Consider the following 22280-nt stretch of genomic DNA (forward strand, 5'->3'; position numbering starts at 1 on the left):
CGCGACGGCCGACCGGAGGAGCCATGCCGGCGCGCATCGTCTACATCCAGCACGACTGCTTCTTTCTGCTCGTCGGCGGGCGCACCCTGCTCTTCGACTACCCTGCCCCGAACTATCTTCCGGAAGCGGCGGCCAAAGTCGCCGCTTCCCGCATTGCCGGCGCCGACCTGACCGTCTTCGCCTCCCACAGCCACGACGACCACTTCGATCCGGACATGGCCGCGGCCACGGCCACGGCCGCCTCGCGCCGGTTCGTGGTCGCAGACGACGTGGCCGACCTCTACGGCGACCGGCTGCCGCCGGAAACCGTGGTCCTGGAGCCGGACGACGTCCGCCAGGTCGGGGATCTTCGGGTGGAGGGCCTGGAGAGCAACGACATGGGATTGGCCTACCGGATCGAGGCCGACGGACTGTCAGTTTATTTCGGCGGGGATCTGGCCCTTTGGGACTGGCCCGGGCAGTCGCCGGCCGCGGCCCGGGCTGTCGGCATGTCCTGGCGGCGGGCCCTCAGGCGGATCGCCGGCCGGCCGGTGGACGTGGCCTTTTCCAACATGGACCCGAGACTGCCGAGCCTGTCCGGGGCCCCGCAGTTCGTGGAGGCGGTGGCGCCCCGGGTCTTCGTGCCCATGCATCTTGGCGGCCACACCCGCTATGTCGACCAGTTCGCCGGCCGGCTGGCCCGTCCGGGCACCACTCTCTTCCGCTACGCCCGGCCGGGCGACGTCTTCACCCTGAGCGGCTAGACCATTTTTCGGACCACCCGGCTTGGCCGGTTTGCGGACCAACCGACTGGGCCGTTTTCCGGTAAAGACGGCTAGACCGTTTCCTCGGGCCTGACCTTGGCAATGAGCAAGGCCACCGGAAAATCCCGCAGCACGTCTTTCAGGTAGCACGAGGCGCAGGCGTGTTCCCGGCCGGTGATGGCGTCGGTCAGGGTGACCAGCCCGGCGGGAGCCCCGGCCAGCCGGGTCTGCTCCCAGGACTCGCCAAGGACGAACGGTACGCCGGGCCCGGTCAGGGCGGCGATGCGCCGGGGCAGGACGGTCAGGGCCGCCTGGTTCTCGAAGGTGCGCCAGAAGCCGAACACGTGCCCGGTCCGCTCGCCGGCAAAGGACGCGGCCTGATAGGCCCCGGCGGTGAAGAGTTCCGGATTTTCGCGCCGGGCGGAAAGTCCTCGCCACAGGGTGAAAAGCTTGACGCGCCCGTCGTTTGGCGCTTCGAGAAGCTTGCGGCAAAGGGCGGCCGGGTCCTTGGCAAAGGCCTTGCCGAGGGCGGCCAGGGCTGCCGCCCGGGCCGTGAAATCCACGGGCCGGCGGTTGTCCGGATCGACAAAGGACAGGTCCCAGCCCTCGGTGCCCTGGAAGATGTCCGGCGTGCCCGGACAGGTGAGCTTCAGCAGGGTCTGGGCCAGGGAATAGGAATAGCCGATTTCCGTGACCCGGCGGCACAGCGGCAAAAATTCCGCCAGAAAGGCGTTTTTGGGGGTGTCGCGCAACAGCTTGGCGGCAAAGTCCGTGAGCGCCTTTTCGTACGCCAGGTTCGGGTTCAGCCAGGTGGACTGTTCCTTGCCCTCGCGGACAGCCTTGACCAGAAAGGCGGAAAGTCGCTCCCCGAACCCCGGCAGGTCGTCGGCGGTGTCCGGATAGTGGGCGAGCAGGGTCTGGTAGAGCATGTACTCGTCGTTTTTGTCCGGCACGGCCTTGCCGTCGGTCCGGGCCTTGCGCCGCTGGTTCTGTCGGGAAAATCCGGCCAGGGCCGCGCGCCAGGCGTCGGGCAGTTCGGACAGGGCGGCCAGGCGAAGCCGGGCGTCCTCGCCGCGCTTGGTGTCGTGGGTGGCGGTGGCGTTCATGGCGGCCGGCCACTTCGTGGCCCGCTCGGCCATGGTGGCGTGAAAGTCCTCGGCCGAAAGCCCGAAGGCGTCGGGTTCGCCGCCGACCTCGTTTAAGCACAGCAGGCGGTTTAAGACATAAAACGCCGTGTCCTCCACGCCCTTGGCCATGAGCGGCCCGGTCACCTGCTGGAAGCGCATGGCGAACCGGGTCCACTGGGTCTTTTTCTCTTCGCTCAAGTGTTCGTCGTACTGCAGGAGCAGGAACCGTTCGAGGAAATCCAGCTCATAGGCCAGGTCGGTGTTGTGGCGCTTGGCCCGGCGCACGGCCGTGCGCACGTAGGTGATGTCCACGGGCCGGATCACCTCCTGGGAGATGTAGGTCCGGTAGACCGGGAAATGGGCCAGGACCTCGGTCAGGGCCCGCTTGGTCGAGCGCAGCGTGATGTCGAACCCCTGGCGGTCGAGGCTGGAGACGGCGTTTATGAGCCTGGCCATGTTCTCCACGTCCCCGAACATGTGGGTTTCGATGATGCGCCGTTTTTTCCAGACCACCACGTCCTCGGCCTTCTGGCGGCGGCCCGTGAATCCGGCATACAGGCGGTCGAAGGCCTTTTCCTGGGCCCCGTCCACAAAGAGCCGGCACACGGCGTTCATGAAGCCGTAGCCCGTGGACCCGGCCACGGGCCAGAAGGCCGGCAGGGGCTCGTCGCCGATGCAGATCTTTTCCACCACCAGGTAGGCATCGCTGATGGCCTCGCGCAGCCGGCGCAGGTAGCGCGAGGGATCGTAGAGGCCGTCGATATGGTCCACCCGCAGCCCGCCGAAAGCCCCTTCCTTGACCAGTTCCAGGATCTTGGCGTGGGAATGGCGGAAGACCGCCTCGTCCTCCACCCGCAGGGAGATCAGGTCGTTTATGGAAAAAAAACGGCGGTAGTTGATCTCGTCCCCGGCCACCTTCCAGTAGGACAGGCGGAAATACTGCTCGGCCAGGATGCTTTCGAGCAGGGCCCGCCGGTCGGCCACCTCCTCGGCCGCATCCGTGCCGTTGACCCGGGCCAGATTGGCCTGGATGTGCTCGCGCACCGGGCCGCTCGTTTCGGACAGCTCGAAAAGCATCTGTTTGATGAAAAAGATCTGGTCGTACCGGTCGACCTGGGGATCGTCGGCCGGCAGGGACTTGATGGTGTAGAGGATGCCGAGGAGCTTTATGTAGTCGGGCGAATTGCGTCCGATCTTCTGGCGCAGTTTGTCGAGGCCAAGGGTCAGGATGCGGATGTAGGAATCCACGCGCAGCGGAAAGCGGAGGTCGTAGTAGCGCACGGAAAAGCCTTCCGCATCAAAGGCTATGGCGATTTCCCCGTTTTCGAGGGTGGTGCCGTAGAAGTTGCCGAGAAACGGGGCCAGCATCCGGCCCTTGATGCTCTCGTAGGGGTGGTCCCAGTCGATGTCGAAGTAGTGGTAGTACCGCGACGACGTGCCGTTTTCCAGCACGTCCACCAGGATCTTGTTGTCCCCCGAAACGGCCATGTGGTTGGGCACGATGTCCTGGATCCAGCCCAGGCCCCGCTCCCGGGCCGCGGCGGCGAGGGTGCGAAAGGCCTCCTCGCCGCCGAGCTCGGGATTGATCTCCTGGTGGTCGCACACGTCGTAGCCGTGGGTCGATCCGGCCCTGGCCCGGAAGATCGGGGAGGCGTAGATGTGGGACACGCCGAGGGCCGCGAGGTAATCAAGGACCTTGCCGCACTGGGCGAACGTGAAGTCCCTGGTGAATTGCAGGCGGTACGTGGAAACCGGGGCGGTCATTCCGGCAACCTCACATTGAGGGCCGCCGCCACGGTGGCAAAGAGGTCCAACCATTCCTTGGCCGTTTCGTCGCCCGAGGCGGCGGCGTCGCGCTTTTGCGCGTAGCAGCACCGCGACAGCTCGAACACCACGTTCTGGGCCTTCCACAGGTTGAGGCCCATGGGCAGTCTGTTGAGACGGTCCAGGGCCTCCTTCACGCTGGCCAGGATGGCCATGTTCTCATGGTCCTCGCCAAAGGCCTCGAGCCGCCGGTTGATCCATTCCGCGCCCTCGAGCCCCAGCGTGTCGTAGTCCAGGGCCAGGCCGAAACGCTGCGCGTCCTGGATGCGCTCGTCGAATTTGGCCAGGTCGATTTCGTCGCCGCTCAAAAGCCGCTTGATGTCGGTTTCGACGATAAAGACCGCGGCCTCCAGGAAGTGCCGGGGGATGGGCATGGAAATCCACTGGAGCAGGGAGAGGATGGGGTAGTTGGTCTCGAAGATCTGGCGGTACATGGCCTCGGCGTTCTGGAACTCCGGAGCCAGGACTTCCGAGACCACCTTGCGCTGCTCGTCGCGGAAGAGGTGCCAGATGGAGAAGGTGTTGTTCTCGAAGTGCGCGTCCATGGTCCGGACGGTCTCGGCCATGTCTCCGCGTTCGAACGCCTGGCGCACGTCGGCGGCCATGGCGGCGAAGCTCTCCTCGTCCCGGTACGGCCGCAAGCCGCAGGTCAGGTTCTGGCCGCCGGCATGGACCACGGCGAAGCTGGCGTCCAGGGCTTCGCGGGTGACCGTGGATTCGATCCTGGCCCGGCCGGTCAGCATCTGGGCCCGGCCGGCGCTCTGGCGTTCGAGGTTCTCGCCAAGGACGCGGTAGCAGCCGTACTCGTAGTGCTCGTCGTACTCCTCGAACAGCGACGACATGGCGTAGTGGGCCCCCACCCGCATGAGATCCACGGCCGCCGGCTTGGCGTACTTTTCATAGGCCTCGAGTCCCGAGGCCAGGACGTTGCTTGGGGCCTTGGCCAGGATCTCCTTGAAGGACTCATCGAGCCGGCTGCCGTCGATCTCCTCGGCCAGCTGGATGGTCCGGGCCGCATACTGGAGGATCTGGACCGTCTCGATGCCGGATATCTCGTCGAAAAACCAGCCGCAGCTGGTGAAGTTGAGGAGGGCGTAGCGCTGGAGTTCGAGGAGTTTGAGGGCCATGACCTTTTCCTGGTCGGACAGGGCGTGGTGCTGCCAGTCGGCCAGGAACCGGGACACGTTCTCGTCGGACCGGTCGTTTAGGACCTCGATATAGGCGTCCCGCGCTTCCCAGATATCCTTGAAGTACTGGTGCCCCATGCGGCCGTGGATCTCCACGCACCGGTCCCGCAGCCAGTTCATGGCGTCGCGAAGGGGCCCCCGCCACTTCTGGTGCCAGCCCCCGTGCATGCCGGAATTGCAGCCGCAGTCGGCCTTCCACCGCTCCACGCCATGGATGCAGCTCCAGGAGGAATTGTCGAAGATCTCCGCTTCGAACCGGGGCGGGTGCCGGTCCAGATAGGCGGCGTAGTTGATGAGCTCGACCGACGGATCGGATTCGATCAGGGCCAGGCAATAGGTCAGCGCCATTTCGCCGTAGCTGTGGTGGTGGCCGTAAGTCTCGCCGTCAGTGGCGATGTGCACGATCTGGGGCCAGTCGCGGCCGACGGCGCCAAAGGCGGCCATGAGCCGGGCGTGGAAGGATTCGCCCTTGGCCAGCATGTCGCCAAAAGCCAGCTCCTGGGAAATGGGGCCGTCGTAGAAAAAGACGTTGAAGTCGCGTCCGTCGGGCAGGCGCACGCGATAGGGCGTGGTGGGATCCACATGGCCGCCCGAGACGTCGATCCAATCCTCGCTTCGCAGGTCCCGCACCCGGGAGGCCTGGCGTGGGGCCAGGATGGTGAACTTGAGGCCGGCGTCGGCCAGGATGCCAAGCGTCTCCATGTCCACGGCCGTCTCCGGCAGCCACATGCCCTCGGGATCGCGGCCGAAGCGCCGGCGGAAATCGGCCACGCCCCATTTGACCTGCGTGATCTTGTCGCGCCGGCTGGCAAGGGGCATGATCAGGTGGCTAAACGCCTGGGCAATGGCGGAGCCATGGCCGTCGAAGCGCTCCATGGACAGCTTGTCCGCGTCGATGATGGCCTGGTGGAGCTTGGGGTGGTGGCGCTGCATCCAGGAGAGCAGCGTCGGGCCGAAATTGAAGCTGATCTTCGAATAGTTGTTGACGATATCCACGATGCGGCCTTCGCCGTCCAGGATGCGGGAGCCGGAGTTGGGGCCGTAGCATTCGGCGTTGATCCGCTCGTTCCAGTCGTGGAAGGGGTGGGCCGAATCCTGGGTTTCCACTTCCTCCAGCCAGGGATTCTCGCGGGGCGGCTGATAGAAATGACCGTGAATGCAGATGTAGCGGCTCATATCGATGTCCCCTTTTCGCGTTTGTAAAGCACGACGGAAAACGGTGGCAGGGAGAGCATGGTTTCCATGCGTTGCGGGGCAAAGCCGCCCCTTCCTCCAAAACGCTCCTCAGCCGAGTCGAACAGGCGGGCGTAGGCCACAGGCGGGCCGTCCGTGCCGACCTTGGCCCGGACCGGGCGCCGGCCGGCATTGAACAGGCACAGGATGCGCCCGTCCTCGCCCCGGCGCTCCATGGCGAGCCCCAGGCCGGCATCCAGGGGCCAAAGGCGCGTCATCCGCCGGCACGTCTCCCGAAGGGCGGGACTGCCCGCCCGCAAAGCCAGCAGTTCCCGGTACCAGGCGAGCAGGCCGGCGTGTTCCGGGTCGTCCTTTTTGGCCCAGTCGGGCCGGCTGGCCTCGAAGGTTTCCGCGGCAAAGGGATCGGGAGGTTCGCCCTGCCAGCGGAAGGCGGCGAATTCCCGCTTGCGGCCCCGGCGCACGGCCTCGACCAGATCCGGGTCGAGGTGGCTTATGTAGTAGAGAAACGGCCGGTCCTCGCCCCACTCCTCGCCCATGAACAAAAGCGGCGCCCCCGGCGACAGGAGGAGCAGCGCGGCCGCCACCCGGGCCGTCGGCCGGCCGACGAGGGACACCAGCCGCTCGCCCCTGGCCCGGTTGCCGACCTGGTCGTGGTTCTGGAGGCAATTGACGCAGCGGTCGGCCGGCAGGTGGGCGGCGGACAGGCCGCGCACGTGGCCGAAAAATGAGGAATACCGGCCGGCGTAGACAAAACCTTCGGCCGCGGCCGCGATCACGTCCTCGCGGCTGCCGTAGTCGGCGTAATACCCGCCCCGCTCGCCGGTCAGCCAGGCGTGGACCGCGTGGTGGAAATCGTCGTTCCAGACCGCGTCGAGGCCCAGGCCGCCGGCCGCGGCTTCGGTGACGAGGGCCGGGTTGTTCTGGTGGGATTCGGCCACAAGGAACGTCCGCCGGCCGGTTGCCGCCTCGAAGGCGGCCGTGGATGCGGCCAGCTCGGCCACGAGGTGGAGCGGGCTCTGGTCCATGATGGCGTGCACGGCGTCCAGGCGCAGGCCGTCGATGTGGAATTCGCGCAGCCAATAGAGGGCGTTCTGGATGAAAAACGACCGGACCGCCCCGCTGCCGGGACCGTCGAAATTGAGCGCGTCCCCCCAGGGCGTGCGGTAGCGGTCCGTGAAATAGGGGCCGAAATCGCGCAGGTAGTTCCCTTCCGGGCCGAGGTGGTTGTAGACCACGTCCAGAACCACGGCCAGGCCCCGGGCGTGGCAGGCGTCGACCAGCCGGGCCAGGCCCGGGGCCCCGCCGTAGCAGGCGGCCGGGGCAAAGGGATAGACCCCGTCGTAGCCCCAGTTGCGGCACCCCGGGAACTGGGCCACGGGCATGAGTTCCAGGCAGGTGACGCCCAGGCCGGCCAGATGGTCCAGCCGGTCGATTGCGGCCTCGAAGGTTCCCTCCGGCGTGAAGGTGCCGACATGGATTTCGTAATAGACCCGGCGGTCGGGCGGCGGCGGCACGAATCGGCCGTCGGTCCAGTCGAAACCGGCGGTGTCGACCAGGGCCGAGGGGCCGTGGACGTCGTCGGGCTGGTGGCGCGAGGCCGGGTCGGGCCGGCGAATGGTCCCGTCGAGATCGAACAGGTAACGGGCGCCGGCCGGCAGGTCCGCGGCCTCGGCCCTGAAAAATCCGCCCGCAAGCGGCTCCATGGCCATTTCCCGGCCGGTTTCGGGAAAAAACAGGGAAACCCGCTGGCGGCTCGGAGCCCACACCGTGAAAAGCCAGGAATCAGGGCCGGTTCTTTGGGGGCCGACCGGCAACGACCATGGAAAAATTCGCTGCATACTTGCTTGTATGCAGCAAACATCGGCCAGGGTCAAACGCCGGAAAGCAAAAAATCGGCCGGCCAACCTGACGTTTTGGCAAAGAGGAAGCGTCCGAGGCCGGACGGATTGCCGGGCCGGCGGGCCGGCGACGGCTAGGATTTCGAAAAAAGGAAGCGGGAAAGGTCGGAGAGGTTGTCGACGTCGGGACCGAGGCTGCCGGCGCTCGGGCACAGGACCGGGCCGTAGCCCAGGCGCTCGGCCTGCTTCAGGCGGGTGTCGTGGGCGGCCACGGGCCGGATGCGGCCGGACAGGTCCACCTCGCCCCAGAAGACCGCGCCCGCGGGCAGGGGCCTGTCGTAAAAAGACGACAGCACGGCTGCGGCAATGCCGAGATCGAGGCCTGGGTCCTGGATTTTCAGCCCGCCGCCGATCTTGGCGTAGATGTCGGCCTGGCCGAGGTTCAGGCGCAGGCGCTTTTCGAGGACCGCGAGCAGCAAATGCAGGCGGCCGACGTCGAGGCCAAGGGCCGCCCGGCGCGGCACGGACAGAAACGACTTGGCGGCCAGGGCCTGCGCCTCCACGGCAAAGGGGCGCCGCCCCTCCACTGCCATGACCACGGCCGAGCCGGACACGGCCGGGTCCCGGTCGCCCAGGAAAAAGGTGGAAGGGTCGGGCACTTCGATCAGGCCCGCCTCGCGCATTTCCATGACGAGGAGTTCGTCGGTCGGGCCGTAGCGGTTTTTAAGGACCCGCAAGATCCGGAACAGGTGGCGGCGCTCCCCTTCGAGGTACAGGACCGTGTCGACCATGTGCTCGAGGAGCTTCGGGCCCGCGATCTGGCCCTCCTTGGTGACATGCCCGACCAGGACCAGGCAGGCCTGTCCCCGCTTGGCCGCCTCCACGCAGGCCGCGGCCACGGACCGGACCTGGGACACCGACCCGGCCGCGCCCTCGATGCCGGCCATGTGCATGGTCTGGACCGAATCCACGATGACCAGATCCGGGGCCGGGGTCGCACCCAGGACGTCCACGGCCGCGCCGGCGTCCGTGGTCGAGGCGGCAAGGAGCCCCTCGTGCAGGACGCCCAGGCGCTCGGCCCGGGCCTTGAGCTGGGGAAGCGATTCCTCGGCCGAGAGGTAGACCACCCGGCGGCCGGCCACGGCGGCGAGTCCGGCCAGTTGGAGCAGGAGCGTGGATTTGCCGATGCCCGGCTCCCCGCCGAGGAGCACGGCCCCGCCGGGGGTAAGCCCGCCGCCAAGGACGCGGTCCAGGCCGGAAAAGGCCGTGGGAAAGGGCCGGAAGTCCTCGTTGGGGTGGCTGCCGAGGGGGACGGGCACGCCGGACGGCTCGCCCAGGGAATGGCCCTTGCGGCCGGCCCCGGCCACGGACTCGACCAGGGTGTTCCAGACCCCGCACCGGGGACACTGCCCCCGCCAGGTGGGCGAGACGCCGCCGCACTCGGTGCAGGTAAACACCCGCTTGGGCTTGGTCGCCATGCTACTGCCGGGGCGGGTCCTTGACGTCGATGACCTTGACGCCGAACTCCTTGACCGTTTCCGGGGGATCGAAAAAGACGACCATGAAGGGCGCTTCCCCGCCCGGGGCGATGTTGGTGTTGTTGGTGAGAACACCGACTTGCGAGGCCAGCGCGTTTTTGAGCTCGTCGCGGGTCATGACCTGGAGCTGGAAGAGCGAGACCGTGTTGCCGGCCAGGTCTTCCTGGGCGGCCAGGGAGCCGCCCTTCTCGTCAAAGAGTGTGGCTTCGAGCCGGATCATTTCCTTGGGCGTCTTGAAATTGTTGACGGCCTTGCCCTCGATGACGAACAGCTGCCCGGCCTTTTCGTTGGAAACGTAGTACTGGCGGACATTCTGGAGCATGATGTCCTTGACCTTGGCCGTTTCCTCGGGCTTGGGCGCGGCCGGGGCGGCCTTTTCCGCCGGCGCGGCGGCCTTTTCGGCCGGAGCCGCCGCGCCGGGAGCCGGAGCCGTGGCCGCGGGCGGCGCGGCCACGGTGGCCGGCTTCTTGCCGGGCCACAGGTCGAGGAAGTGCACGGCCGCCACGGTGCCGGCCAGCACCAGGATGACGGCGGTGACAAGAATCACGACACGGCGGCGGCGTTCTTTTGACACCCCGCTGCCCGGCAGCGGCAGGTTGGCCACGTCGTCGAGGCTGAAGCCCGGCTTGACCGGACGGTCGTCGCGGTCCTCGTCCTCCCCGCCCGGGGCCGACCCCTCGTAGGTCTCGGAATGGAAAAGGTCCGGCGGCACGTCGTCTTCGAGGGCCCTGGCCCGTGGCGCGGCCGCAGGGGCCGTGGCCGGCCCGGGCGGCGTCTGGTCCAGATCGTCCGGGAAATCGAAATCCGTCAGCCCGCCGCCAGTGGCTGGGGCCGGGGCCGGGGGATCGACGAGGAAGACGGTGCGGCACTTGCCGCACCGCAGCCTGGTTCCGGCCGCGACGACCTTGTCACCTGGCAGCTTGAACTTGGAGTGGCAATTCGGGCATTGTACAATCATGGTGCTTGATCTCACGCCGGTTGCGGTTTTGGGCACACCGATGCAAAGAAAGGGCCGTTTGCTACCGAACCAATTCGTACACGCCGCGAAGCCGCCGCAACCGCTCCCCGATGTCCATGCCGTAGCCGACCAGGAAGACAGGCGGCGCCGAAAAACCGACGAAATCCACGGCCACGTCCGCCTCCCGGCGGTAGGGCTTGTCCAGAAACGTGCAGACCTTGAGACTGGCCGGGTTTCGCCGCGACAGCATCGTGAGAAGATAGGCCAGGGTCCGGCCCGTGTCCACGATGTCTTCCACCAGGAGCACATCCCGGCCGGCGATATCGGTCTCGATGTCCATGAGAAAGCGCAGCTCCCCGGGCGCGGTCCCGCCCCCGTAGCTGGCCACGCGCACGAAATCGAGGGTGGGACAGAAATCCAGGGCCCGCAGCAGGTCGGCCATGAAAGGCAACGCGCCCTTCAGCACCCCGACCAGCACCACGTCCCGGCCGGCATAGGCGGCCGACACTTCGCGGCCGAGTTCGGCCACCCGGGCCTTGATGGCCGCTTCGCCATACACTTCGCGCAACGTTTCCGACATGTCTCCCCGCAGTAAAGGCCCGTTCGGGTTGAAACCGGTTTTTCCCTACATTTCCATGATGAGCGCGTTCTCGTCGCACTCCGGGAATTTCGGGCAGTTGATGCAGTCTGCCCAGACCTTCTGGGGCAGCTTCTCCTTCTCCACCGGCACGAATCCCAGGCGTTCGAAGAAGTGCGGCCGGTAGGTCAGGGTGAAGACCCGGAAAATGCCGAGCGTCACGGCGTCCGACAGGCAGGCTTCCACCAGCTTGCCGCCCCAGCCCTGCTTCTGGATGTCCTCGTTGACGGCCAGGGACCGGATCTCGGCGATGTCCTCCCAGCAGATGGACAGGGCGCAACAGCCCCGGATGCCCGGGGCGTCGTGCTCGGCCAGGACGAAGAAATCGCGCAGGTGGCTGTAGAGCTGGTTGTACGAACGCGGCAGCAGGAATTCGCTTCGGGCGCAGTGCATCAAAAGGGCGTGGATCTGCTTGACGTCCTGGATCCTCGCCTTGCGGATGAAGAGCTTGGTCATGAACCGCCGTCTTTCAGCAGGGCGTCGATGGCCTGCCGGAGCATTTCGCCGGGCATGTACCCGGCATGGTTTACGATCTGCTGGCCTGTGGTATCGTAGACCAGGGTCTTCGGGATCATCTTGACGCCAAAGGTGGTCAGGACGTCGGGGTCGGCCAGGTACACCGGGAAATTAAACGGCGTCTGCTTGACGAACCGGGCGTATTCCCCCTGGTCCTGGTCGAGCGAGATGCCGAGAAACACGACCTTGTCCGCGGGATAGTGCTTGCGGGCCTCGATCACGTCCGGGATCTCCATCAGGCACGGCCGGCACCACGACGCGAAGAAATCGATCACCACCACTTTTCCCTTGGCCGCGACAATGGCGTCGAGCACGCCCTGGCCCTTTATGGGGCCGGCGTCCTGGGCCATGGCCCGGGTACAGGGCAAAAGCAGCAAGGCAAACAGGATAAGGCAGATGCGTATGCGCAAAGGCGTCCTCCACCAAGCGGTATCGGCGGCCGGCGAACCGGGCGCCAGGGCTGGTTTAATCCAAAGCCGGCAACGCGCGCCAGCGGTTTTTTAGGCGTTTGCGCCGAGCAGGGCCTTGGCCTGGCGCACCGCGTCCACGGCGTCGGCGGCCCGGGCGTGTGCCCCTATGGATTTGGCGAAGGCCTCGGTCACCACGGCCCCGCCGACCATGACCTTGGCCCGAAGGCCCCGTTCCCGGACCAGGCGGACCGTGTCCTCCATGCGGACCATGGTGGTGGTCATCAGGGCCGAGAGGCCGATGACATCGGCGTCCCGGGCCTCGGCCTCGGCCACGATCGTGGCGGCCGGCACGTCCTTGCCGAGGTCGATGACCTCGAATCCGTGATTTTTGAGCATGAGGCACACGATGTTCTTGCCGATGTCGTGGATGTCGCCCTCGACCGTGGCCATGACGATGCGGGCTTTGGCCGCGCCGGCGGTTTCGGCCAGAAGCGGCTCCAGGCGGGTGAACCCGGCCCGCATGGCCTCGGCCGCGACCAGGAGCTGGGGCAGGAAGAATTCCTTGCGCTCGTAGCGTTCCCCCACGTCCATGATGCCGGGGATGAGGTCCTCGCTCAGGATGTCCGCGGCGGCCCGGCCCTCGGCCAGGGCGGCGTCGATCAGGCCGTCGAGCTCGGCCCGGCGGCCCCGGACCACGGCCTGGCGCAGGGGGCTTGCGCCCTCCTCCCCCGCCCCCCCGGCGCTTGCGGCCGTGGGAGCGGCCCCGGACGGCGCGGCCGGGGTCCAGCCGGCAAAGCGGCCGATGAACCGGCCGGCCTGCGGATCGCGGGCGAGAAGGACCTCGCAGGCCCCGGAGGTCTCCATGAGGCGCGGCACGTTGGGGTTGGCGATGGCGGCGGAAAGTCCCGCCCCCAGGCACATGGCGAAAAAGGCGGCGTTGACCAGCTCCCGGGCCGGCAGGCCAAAGGAGATGTTGGACAGGCCAAGGACGGTCGGCAGGCCCCACCGCTCCCGGCAGTGGCGGATGGTCTCCAGGCAGGCCAGCGCCGCCTCGGGCTTGGAGGAGACGGTGAGCGCCAGGGCGTCGACCAGGATGAGCCGCCGGGGGATGCCGAGGCCGTCGGCCTGGACGAGCAGCTCCTCGATGATGGCCAGGCGCTCGGCCGCAGTGACCGGAAGCTTGCGGCCTTTGAGCGGCAGGAGAATGAACGGGGCCCCGTGGTCGCGGCAGATCGGCCCCAGGCGCTCCATCCGGCCGGGCTCGCCGCTTATGGAATTGACCAGCGGCGTGGCCGGCGAGGCGTAGAGGGCCGCGACCAGGGCGTCGGCGTTGTTGGAATCCAGGCAAAGGGGCGTTTGCTGGCGCTTGGTCAGTTCCACGGCCAGCCCGGGCAGGACCACGGTCTCGTCCACCATGGGCGCGCCCACGTTGACGTCGAGGATGGCGGCCCCGGCCGCGACCTGCTCCTCGGCAAAGGCCAGGGCCTGGGCAAACTCCCCGGCCGCCAGCTCGGCGGCCAGCCCGGCCTTGCCGGTCGGGTTTATGCGCTCGCCGATGACGGCGCAGGGGCTCTTGCCGCCAAGGGTCACGGTCAGGGCCCGGGAGGTCACGGCCAGGACCGGCCGGTCCACGGCCTCGGGCCGGGTATGGGTCCGGCCGGCCAGGGCCCCGGCCAGGGCCTTGATGTGGGCCGGGGTGGTGCCGCAGCAGCCGGACAGGGCCTTGGCCCCGAGGTCCGCGAACCGGGCGGTCTTTTCCGCGAATTCCTCCGGGCCCATGGGGAAGACCGTGCGCCCGCCCTCGAGGCGGGGCATGCCGGCGTTGGGCTTGACGAAAAAGGGCGTGGAAAGGCGCCTGGAGAAGACCTCGGCCACGAGGCGCATGTCGTCGGGGCCGGCGCCGCAGTTGACGCCGACCAGGTCCACGCCGAGATTCTCCATGGCGTCGGCAAAGACTTCCGGGCCGGAGCCGGTGAGGCTCACCGCCCCCTCGAAGGTCATGCACACGGCGACGGGCAGCGAACAGACCTGCCTGGCGGCCAGGACCAGCGCCTTGGCCTCGGCCAGGTCGAAGTGGGTCTCGCCGACGATCAGGTCGCAGCCGCCCTCGGCCAGGCCCTTGATCTGGGTGGCGAAGGCGGCCACGAGTTCGGCCAGGCTGGCCTTGCCGAGCGGCGCCACGAACTGGCCCGTGGGGCCGACGGATCCGGCGACGAAGACGCCTTGGCCGGCCGCCTGCCGGGCGAGGCGGGCCATGTCGCGACTGAGGGCCGTGACGTCCGTGCCCGGGGGCAGCTTGTAGCGGGTGCCGCCGAAGGTGTTGGACGTGATGACGCGGGAGCCGGCCTCGATGTATTCCCGGTGGGTGGCCACGATGGCCTCGGGATGGGCCAGTCCGAAGAGTTCCGGCGACTGCCCGGCCGCCAGCCCCCGCCCCTGGAGGAGTGTGCCCATGGCCCCGTCGAAAACGAGGATTTCCCCATCGCCAAGCGCCTGTCTGAAATCGCCCACGCGGACTCCTTGTGGTTGCCGGCCGGCCGGTCTGGTTGAAACGCGGCCGGTCTACTGAAAATCATTGAAAAGGACAAACCAAAACTTTACAGTGGATGATAGCCATGCGAGACGGCTCGTCACCATGCCGTCCCGACGCCCTCCCCCCAAACACAAACGGCCAGGCCGCACCGTATAACCCGGCCATTATCCGATGGAACATCAAGACGATCAAGATATTTCGCCAACCGATGCGGATCTGGACCCCAAGGAAACCCTGGAACTCGACGACCCCGAAGCCCTGGACGAGGAGGCCGTCGAAATCGAACCCGTGGACGATTTCCGGCTGCCGACCCCGAAGACCTCGGGAGCCGGCTCCCTGTCCACCCGGGATCCGCTGCACCTCTATCTGCGTGAAATCGGCAAGTTCCCCATGCTCAAGCCCGAGGAGGAGCAGGAACTCGCCCGCCGCGTGCGCGACCTCGGCGACCAGAAGGCCGCCTTCCGGCTCATCTCCTCCCACCTGCGGCTGGTGGTCAAGATCGCCATGGACTTTCAGCGCCGGTGGATGCAAAACGTCCTCGACCTGATCCAGGAAGGCAATGTCGGCCTCATGCGCGCGGTGACCAAGTTCGATCCCGACAAGGGGATCAAGTTCTCCTATTACGCCGCCTACTGGATCAAGGCCTATATCCTCAAGTACATCATGGACAACTGGCGCATGGTCAAGATCGGGACCACGCAGGCCCAGCGCAAGCTCTTTTACAACCTGAACAAGGAGCGCCATCGGCTCCAGACGCTCGGTTTCGACCCCAGCGCCTCCCAGCTGTCCCAAGCCCTCAATGTCACCGAGTCGGACATCGTGGAGATGGACCAGCGCCTAAGCGGCAACGACCTGTCCCTCGACATGACCCTCGGCGACGATTCCACCTCCACGCGCCTGGACTTTCTGCCGGCGCTCACCCCTGGCATCGAGGAGATCCTGGCCGGCGACGAGATCTCCCACCAGCTCGACAAGCATATCCAGACCATCCGGCCCAAGCTCAACGAAAAGGAACTCGACCTTCTAGACAACCGCATCCTCTCCGACTCCCCGGCCACCCTGCGGGAAATCGGCGCGAAATACGGCATCACCAGGGAACGGGTGCGCCAGATCGAGGCCCGGCTGCTCGAAAAGCTCAAGGAGCACCTTTCCAGGCGCATCGAGGATTTTTCCTCGGATTGGATTCACAAGGAAGAATAGCGGCACAGGCGCGGCCCTGCCCGCCGGCCCCGGCCGGCGGGCCCGGACCCCGCACGCCGCATCGGATGCCGGCCATGTCTGACCTGTCCAAGCGTTTTTTTCCCGCGCGCCTGCCCGTCCTCGTGGTGCTCGCGCTGTTGCCGTGCCTGCTCTCCAACTCCTGCGCCTCCAGCCGGTCGGCCCGGCCGGCCTACGCCGGCAAGAACCTGAGCTCCGAGGCCGAGGTGGACTATCAGTTCCTCATCTACCAGGATCTGGCCCGCCAGGGCAAAAAGGACGAGGCCATCAAGGCGTTGTCCGACCTGGCCGCCTCCCACCCCTCGCCGGAAGTGGTCGTGGAGCTGGCCAACGTCCAATGGGGCCAAAACGACCGGGAAGCCGCCACCCAGACCCTGGAAAAGGGCCTGGCCGCCTTCCCTGGCGCGCGCCAGCTCACCTTCTACCTGGCCAACGCCTACCAGATGCGGCGCATGGAAGACATGGCCGTCAAGACCCTCGAGCGTTTCCTGGAGAAAAACCCGGCCGATGCCCCGGCCCTGCAGGAACTGGCCTCGCTCCTGGAAGACAGCGGCAAGCACGAGCAGGCCCTGGCCGTGCTCGGGCGCATCCCGGAAAAGGACCGCGACGCCACGGTCCTCTACCTGCGGGCCAAGGCCGAGGCCGGCCACGGCCGCAAAGACGCGGCCATGGGCACGCTTCGCGCGGCCGTGGCCAAGGATCCGGCCCTCATGCCGGCCTGGGCCGATCTGGCCGGGCTCCTCGAACAGGCGGGCGACCTCAAGGGAGCCGAGGACTGCTACCGCAAGATGCTCTCCCTTGGCGAGGAGTCCCCGGAAGTCCGGGCCCGGCTCGCCCGGATCCTCATCAAGCAGAAAAATCCGGCCCAGGCCGTAAGCCTCCTGGCCGAGGGCGCGCCGGACAAGAGCCGGTTTCTCGACGCCATGTCGGCCCTGGTCGAAGCCGGCTATCCCAGGCAGGCCAAGCAGGTGCTCGGCCTGCTGACCGCCCTGGACCCGGACAGCCCGGATCTGCCGTTTTACAAGGCGGTCCTCGCCTACGAGGGCGACAAGAACCCCAGGGAAGCCCTGGCGATCCTTGGCCGGGTACCGCCGGAAAATCCCAACTACGACAAAAGCCTCGCCTTCCGCATCCAGATCGCGTCCGAGATCGGGGATTTCGGCAAGGCCGCGGGGCTCGTGCGCGAGGCGCGGCAGCGCTATCCCGACCGCAAGGAATTCATCTCCGTGGAAGCCGCCCTGCTCGACAAGCGCGGCGACACGGCCGCAGCGGCCAAGGTCCTGGAAAACGCCCTAGCCGCCTCGCCCGACGACGTGGACCTCCTCTACCGCTACGGCGTGGCCCTCGAAAAGCTCAAGCGCCGCGACGAGGCCAAGGCGGTCATGGAGAAGATCGTGGCCAAGGAGCCGACCAATCCGGACGCCCTCAACTACCTCGGCTACTCCCTGGCCGAGGAGGGGCGCGACCTGGAAAAGGCCCTCTCCATGGTGAAAACGGCCCTGGAAAAAGAGCCGGACAATCCCTTCTTCCTGGATTCCCTGGCCTGGACCCTGCACAAGCTGGGACGCGCCAACGAGGCCCTGGCCGCCATCGAGCGGGCCATCGCCCACAAGGTCAAAGACGCCATCATCTGGGAACACTACGGCGACATCGCCGCCGCCGCCGGCCGCAGGGCCGAAGCCCAGAAGGCCTACCGCACCGCCCTGGAGCTGGGACCGGACTCCCCGGCCGCGGTCAAAAAGAAACTGGGAGCCCTGTGACATGCGTCGCCACGCCCGCCTGCCCGTCCGTTTTTTCCTGATGGCCGCCCTGGCCCTCCTGGCCACCGGCTGCGCCGCGCCCCGCCCGGGGCCGGGCCCCGCCCCGACCGCGGACGAGGCCCGGGTGGTCTACAAGAACTTCCTGGCCAACCAGGCGAAAAACCAGCCGGCCCCGGCCTTTTCCCTGGCCGGGTCCATGAGCTTTTCCAGAGCCGGCAAGTCCGGCCGCCTGAACTTCCGGTTCTACGGCAACTTCAAAAACCCGGTGCGTCTCGACCTGACCACGGCCTTTGGCGGGGCCTACGCCCACCTGCGCGAGGACGGGGAGGAGTTCACGGCCTTTTTGCCGGACAAAAACGCCGTCTATCGCCACGCCGACACCCGGCAGGGCGCGGCCAGGCTCGGCATGCCCCTGCCCTTTACCCTGCGCGAGATGGCCGCCCTGGTTTCCGGCCGGCTCGGCGAGCTGGCGCCGCCGGATTACGCCTCGGCCAAAAAGGTGGCTGGTGGCTACGCATACGCCTTTTCCAAGGACCCGCGCCTGTCCGGCCTGACCCTTGACTTCGCCGGCAATCCGCGACATCTCACCGGGCGGGGCGTGGAGCCCTGGCGCGTGGACTTCGAGGACGAAGAACCCGCGCCGGGCATGGCCGCGCCGGTCGCTCGCCGGCTCACCCTGACCACGCCCGGCGGCGCCTCCCTGGTCCTTCGCGTCAAAAGCCTCGCCCCGCGCGAAACGCCCTATCCGGCCGCGGACCTGGAATTGCCCATTCCCCCGACCGCCGACGTGCGTTCCCTGGACGCCACCGGCGGCGAACCGCTCCTGCCGGACCTGTAGGCCCGACGTTCCGGCCCGCCCCACGCAACACGCCAACAGCGGAGACCCTTCCCATGCCCCAGACCGTTTTTATCGGTTCCGACCACGCCGGATTGACGCTAAAATCCGCCATTATCGCCCATATGGCCCAGGCCGGCCACGACGTCAACGACCTTGGCCCCGCCACGGCCGACAGCGTCGACTATCCGAACTTCGCCATGGCCGTGTGCGTAAAGGTTCAGGCCACGCCCGGCTCGGCCGGCATCCTGGTCTGCGGCACGGGCATCGGCATGTCCATGGCCGCCAACCGCATCCCCGGCATCCGGGCCGCCCTGTGCGTCAACGAATACCTGGCCCGCATGACCCGGCTCCACAACGACGCCAATGTCCTTTGCCTGGGCGAACGGGTGGTCGGTGAAGGCCTGGCCCTGTCCATCGTGGACGTCTTCCTGGCCACCGCCTTCGAAGGCGGCCGCCACCAGCGCCGCATCGACCTGATCGAAACCTGCTGCCAGTCCATTACCGCCTAACCCCAACCGACCCGCTCTAAGGAACCTTCCCATGACCGTGAACGCCGCCGCCATCGACGCCAAGGCCGTCAGCGCCATCAAGGGCCTTATCATGGACGCCACCCGCAAGGCCGCCTCCGGCCACCCCGGCGGGGCCATGTCCTCGGCCGACATGGCGTATGTGCTTTTCAAGGATTTTCTGCGCTACGATCCGGCCGATCCGGCCTGGTTCGGCCGCGACCGCTTCGTGCTCTCGGCCGGGCACGAATCCATGCTGCTCTATGCCCTGCTCCACCTGCGCGGCATCCTCAGCATGGAGGACCTGACGCGGTTTCGCCAGTTCGGCAGCAAGACCCCGGGCCACCCCGAGAATTACGAGACTCCGGGCGTCGAGTGCACCACCGGGCCCCTTGGCCAGGGCTTTTCCATGGCCGTCGGCATGGCCACGGCCGAGACCATGCTGCGCGAACGCCTGGGCGAGGACGTGGCCGGGCACTACACCTATGTCCTTTCTTCGGACGGCGACGTGCAGACCCCGGTCTTTCTCGGCTCGGCCGCCCTGGCCGGACTGTGGGGCCTCTCCCGCCTGATCGTCCTTTTCGACAAGAACCAGGTCCAGCTGGCCGGCCCGACCAGCGTCTGCGACGCCACCAACCACAAGAAGCTCTTCGAGAGCCTCGGCTGGCAGGCCCTCGAGATCGACGGCCACGACCACGCCGCCATCCGGGCCGCCCTGGAAACGGCCCGGGCCGAAAAGAAGCGCCCGACCATCATCATCGGCACCACCACCATCGCCAAGGGCTCCTGCACGCTTGAAGGCAACTGCGCCTCCCACGGCGCGCCGTTTTCCGAGACCGAAATCAAGGAAACGAAAAAGCTCCTCGGCCTGCCCGAGGACAAGTCCTTTTCCCTGCCGACCGATGTGGCCGACCATTTCCGCGCCGGCTTCCCGAAACTGGCCGAGGCCCGCAAGGCCTGGAACAAATCCCTGGAAGACCGGCTCGATTCCGACGCCGCCTTCGAGGACCTGTGGCGGCAGGTCAGGCGCGCCCCCGGCAACCGGGCCCTGTCCTGGCCGGTCTTCGAACCGGCCAAGGCCGTGGCCACCCGGTCGGCCTGGGGCGCGGCTCTAAACGGCCTGATCGACCAGCTGCCGCTTCTGGTCGGCGGCTCGGCCGACCTCGACCCGTCCAACCAGACCGAGAAATTCCGCCAGATCACCGGCATCTTCGGCGCGGCCAACCCCCTGGGCCGCAACCTCTGTTTCGGGGTCCGGGAATTCCCCATGGGCGCCATCGTCAACGGCATTGCGCTCCACGGCGGGCTGATCCCCTTCGGCGCCACCTTCCTCATGTTCTCGGACTATGAGCGAAACGCGCTGCGCATGGCCGCGCTCCAGCGCATCCCGGCCCTGCACGTCTTCACCCACGATTCGTTCTACGTGGGCGAGGACGGACCGACCCACCAGCCCATCGAGCAGGTGAGCTCGCTTCGCCTTATTCCCAACATGCTGGTGGCCCGGCCGGCCGACGCCAACGAGACGTCCGCCTGCCTGGAAATGGCGTTGACGCAAACCAGCCGGCCGACCTGCCTGCTTTTGACCCGCCAGAACCTGCCGATCCTGGACCACGCCGCCTATCCGGCCCTCAAAGACGGCGTCAAACGCGGGGCCTACGTGCTGGTGGACGCGGCCGACGGAAACCCGGACATGGTCCTCCTCGCCTCGGGCTCGGAAGTCTCCCTGGCGATGGCCGCGGCCAAGCTCCTGCCGGAACTGGCCATCCGCATCGTCAGCATGCCCTGCATGGAGCTCTTTAACGAGCAGCCGCAGGATTACAGGGACGCCGTCCTGCCCCCGGCCGTCCCCTTCCGCTTCGCCGTCGAAGCCGGCCGGCCCGAGCTCTGGTGCCAGTACACCGGCAGCCTCGACCGGGTGCACGGCCTCTCGCACTTCGGCGCCTCGGCCCCGGCCGAGACCCTGGCCGATGCCTACGGCTTCACGCCGGAGAAGCTGGCCCAAAAGATCAAGGACGCCTTCGACAAAAAGTAGCCCGCCTCCGGGCCAGGCGCGCTGCGCCTCGCATAGGTTCGCTCGGCGCGGCCCCGCAAGGTTCATCCTTCGGGGCCGCTTTGAATAACGCCCCCCTTTAAAAGTTTTTTGGGAAGGAGGGGCGCGGGGAGGAAACCCTTTTTCCCCAAACGGGTTTCCTCCCCGCATTCTTCCTCCCTCCACCCCAAAGGAGCATTGCATGGAAGCGCCGGACAGGAATCTCGGGTTGGATCTGGTACGGGTCACGGAAGCGGCGGCCCTCAGTTCCTCGCGCTGGCTCGGACGCGGCGACAAGAACGCCGGCGACCAGGCCGCCGTGGACGCCATGCGCCTGTCGTTTAACACCCTGCCCATCGAAGGCATGATCATCATCGGCGAGGGCGAAAAGGACGAAGCCCCCATGCTCTATAACGGCGAGCGGGTGGGCAGCGGTTCGGGCCACGCCGTGGACGTGGCCGTGGACCCGGTCGAAGGCACCAATCTCCTCGCCTACGGCCGGCCCAATGCTATCTCCGTGGTCGGCATCGCCCCGCGCGGCTCCATGTTCAACCCGGGCCCGAGCTACTACATGCAAAAGCTGGTGGTGCCGGCCGAAGCCAAGGACGTGGCCGACCTCGACGCGCCGGTCGGTGACAATCTCAAAAAAATCGCCCGGGCCCTCGGCAAGGACGTGGACGATCTGGTCGTCTTCGTCCTCGACAAGCCGCGCCACGCCTCGCTCATCAAGGACATCCGCGCCGCCGGGGCCCGCATCCAGCTCCATACCGACGGCGACGTGGCCGGCTCGCTCATGGCCGTTGATCCCGAAAACGTGGTGGACATCATGCTCGGCACCGGCGGCACCCCCGAAGGCGTGCTCTCGGCCTGCGCCATCCGGGCCCTGGGCGGCCGCCTGCTGGCCCGCCTCGACCCGCAGCTCGACGACGAGAAAGAGGCCCTGGCCGAAGCCGGCATCGACTGCCACCGCATCTTCACCGAGGAAACCCTCGTCAAAAGCGACGACACCTACTTCGCGGCCACCGGCATCTCCGGCGGCACCTTTCTCGAAGGCGTCCAGTTCACCGGCACCCACGCCGTCACCCACTCGCTGGTCATGCGCGGCAAGACCGGCACCATGCGCCGCATAGAGACCCGCATCCGGTTGGACAAGCTGATGGAAATCAGCGCCGTCAAGTACGACTGAAAAGGCGAAGATGCCTCCGGCGGCCGGGAGGGGGTCACCCCCTCCCGGACCCTCCCGAACGGGGTGGACGGCAGGGAGGAACGGCACAGGCGGCCGGTGCTCTTCTTCGCTGGTCCTGCGCGAAGATTCTTTTATACCCGCCTACGACCATACCCTCACCCGCATCCCCATCCCCCGCTCACCTCGTTCGGGGGGTCCGGGGGGGATGATCCCCCCCGGCGGAGAGGTCCCGGAGAGG

General features: G+C 67.2%; 16 protein-coding genes. 7 read left to right on the top strand and 9 right to left on the bottom strand.

Annotated elements, in window-relative coordinates; genetic code table 11:
- Positions 1 to 23: 23 nt before the first annotated feature.
- Complete coding sequence (locus DFW101_RS06070; protein WP_009180634.1) at positions 24 to 743, top strand: MBL fold metallo-hydrolase; 720 nt, start codon at positions 24 to 26, stop codon at positions 741 to 743.
- A gap of 71 nt (positions 744 to 814) precedes the next feature.
- Here the strand turns inward: DFW101_RS06070 and treY are convergent, their stop codons facing one another.
- From treY to DFW101_RS06115, 9 genes are all read right to left on the bottom strand, one after another.
- Positions 815 to 3634 carry a malto-oligosyltrehalose synthase gene (gene treY / locus DFW101_RS06075; protein WP_009180635.1) on the bottom strand — a complete coding sequence of 940 codons (2820 nt, stop codon included), beginning with the start codon at positions 3632 to 3634 and terminating at the stop codon, positions 815 to 817.
- A complete protein-coding gene (locus DFW101_RS06080) occupies positions 3631 to 6057 on the bottom strand; it encodes a DUF3536 domain-containing protein (RefSeq protein ID WP_009180636.1) in 2427 nt (808 codons plus the stop codon). Before DFW101_RS06080 ends, treY begins: the two co-directional genes overlap by 4 nt.
- Entirely contained in the window at positions 6054 to 7913 is a 1860-nt protein-coding gene (gene treZ, locus DFW101_RS06085; RefSeq protein ID WP_009180637.1) for a malto-oligosyltrehalose trehalohydrolase, read from the bottom strand. Before treZ ends, DFW101_RS06080 begins: the two co-directional genes overlap by 4 nt.
- Positions 7914 to 8047: 134 nt before the next feature.
- Entirely contained in the window at positions 8048 to 9391 is a 1344-nt protein-coding gene (gene radA / locus DFW101_RS06090; protein WP_009180638.1) for a DNA repair protein RadA, read from the bottom strand.
- A gap of 1 nt (position 9392) precedes the next feature.
- Complete coding sequence (locus tag DFW101_RS06095) at positions 9393 to 10409, bottom strand: DUF3426 domain-containing protein (protein WP_009180639.1); 1017 nt, start codon at positions 10407 to 10409, stop codon at positions 9393 to 9395.
- 61 nt (positions 10410 to 10470) lie between these two features.
- A complete protein-coding gene (gene hpt, locus DFW101_RS06100; protein WP_009180640.1) occupies positions 10471 to 10989 on the bottom strand; it encodes a hypoxanthine phosphoribosyltransferase in 519 nt (172 codons plus the stop codon).
- 45 nt (positions 10990 to 11034) lie between these two features.
- Positions 11035 to 11502: an N-acetyltransferase gene (locus DFW101_RS06105; RefSeq protein WP_009108024.1), complete on the bottom strand. Its 468-nt coding sequence runs from the start codon at positions 11500 to 11502 to the stop codon at positions 11035 to 11037.
- Complete coding sequence (locus tag DFW101_RS06110) at positions 11499 to 11972, bottom strand: TlpA family protein disulfide reductase (RefSeq protein ID WP_009180641.1); 474 nt, start codon at positions 11970 to 11972, stop codon at positions 11499 to 11501. The genes DFW101_RS06105 and DFW101_RS06110 overlap by 4 nt, the downstream gene beginning before the upstream one ends.
- Positions 11973 to 12062: 90 nt before the next feature.
- The gene (locus tag DFW101_RS06115) at positions 12063 to 14483 is read right to left on the bottom strand and encodes a homocysteine S-methyltransferase family protein (RefSeq protein ID WP_009180642.1); all 2421 of its coding nucleotides are present in this window, start codon (positions 14481 to 14483) and stop codon (positions 12063 to 12065) included.
- A 193-nt stretch (positions 14484 to 14676) separates the two neighbouring features.
- Here DFW101_RS06115 and DFW101_RS06120 point away from each other — a divergent pair, with 193 nt between their 5' ends.
- The 6 genes from DFW101_RS06120 to glpX all read left to right on the top strand — a co-directional run bounded on the left by DFW101_RS06120 (position 14677) and on the right by glpX (position 22042).
- Positions 14677 to 15705, top strand: coding sequence for a sigma-70 family RNA polymerase sigma factor (locus tag DFW101_RS06120; protein WP_009180643.1), 1029 nt, complete (start codon positions 14677 to 14679; stop codon positions 15703 to 15705).
- A 74-nt stretch (positions 15706 to 15779) separates the two neighbouring features.
- Complete coding sequence (locus DFW101_RS06125; RefSeq protein WP_009180644.1) at positions 15780 to 17483, top strand: tetratricopeptide repeat protein; 1704 nt, start codon at positions 15780 to 15782, stop codon at positions 17481 to 17483.
- 1 nt (position 17484) lies between these two features.
- Positions 17485 to 18321: a lipoprotein insertase outer membrane protein LolB gene (locus DFW101_RS06130; protein ID WP_009180645.1), complete on the top strand. Its 837-nt coding sequence runs from the start codon at positions 17485 to 17487 to the stop codon at positions 18319 to 18321.
- Between the two features lie 53 nt (positions 18322 to 18374).
- A complete protein-coding gene (gene rpiB / locus DFW101_RS06135; protein WP_009180646.1) occupies positions 18375 to 18830 on the top strand; it encodes a ribose 5-phosphate isomerase B in 456 nt (151 codons plus the stop codon).
- Between the two features lie 31 nt (positions 18831 to 18861).
- On the top strand, positions 18862 to 20859 hold the full coding sequence (tkt, locus tag DFW101_RS06140; RefSeq protein WP_009180647.1) for a transketolase: 1998 nt from the start codon (positions 18862 to 18864) through the stop codon (positions 20857 to 20859).
- Between the two features lie 199 nt (positions 20860 to 21058).
- Positions 21059 to 22042 (top strand): class II fructose-bisphosphatase, encoded by a 984-nt coding sequence (glpX, locus tag DFW101_RS06145; RefSeq protein ID WP_009180648.1) that lies wholly within the window; start codon positions 21059 to 21061, stop codon positions 22040 to 22042.
- Positions 22043 to 22280 lie beyond the last annotated feature (238 nt).

Origin of the sequence: Solidesulfovibrio carbinoliphilus subsp. oakridgensis, assembly GCF_000177215.2 — a bacterium.
Lineage (GTDB): Bacteria > Desulfobacterota > Desulfovibrionia > Desulfovibrionales > Desulfovibrionaceae > Solidesulfovibrio > Solidesulfovibrio carbinoliphilus.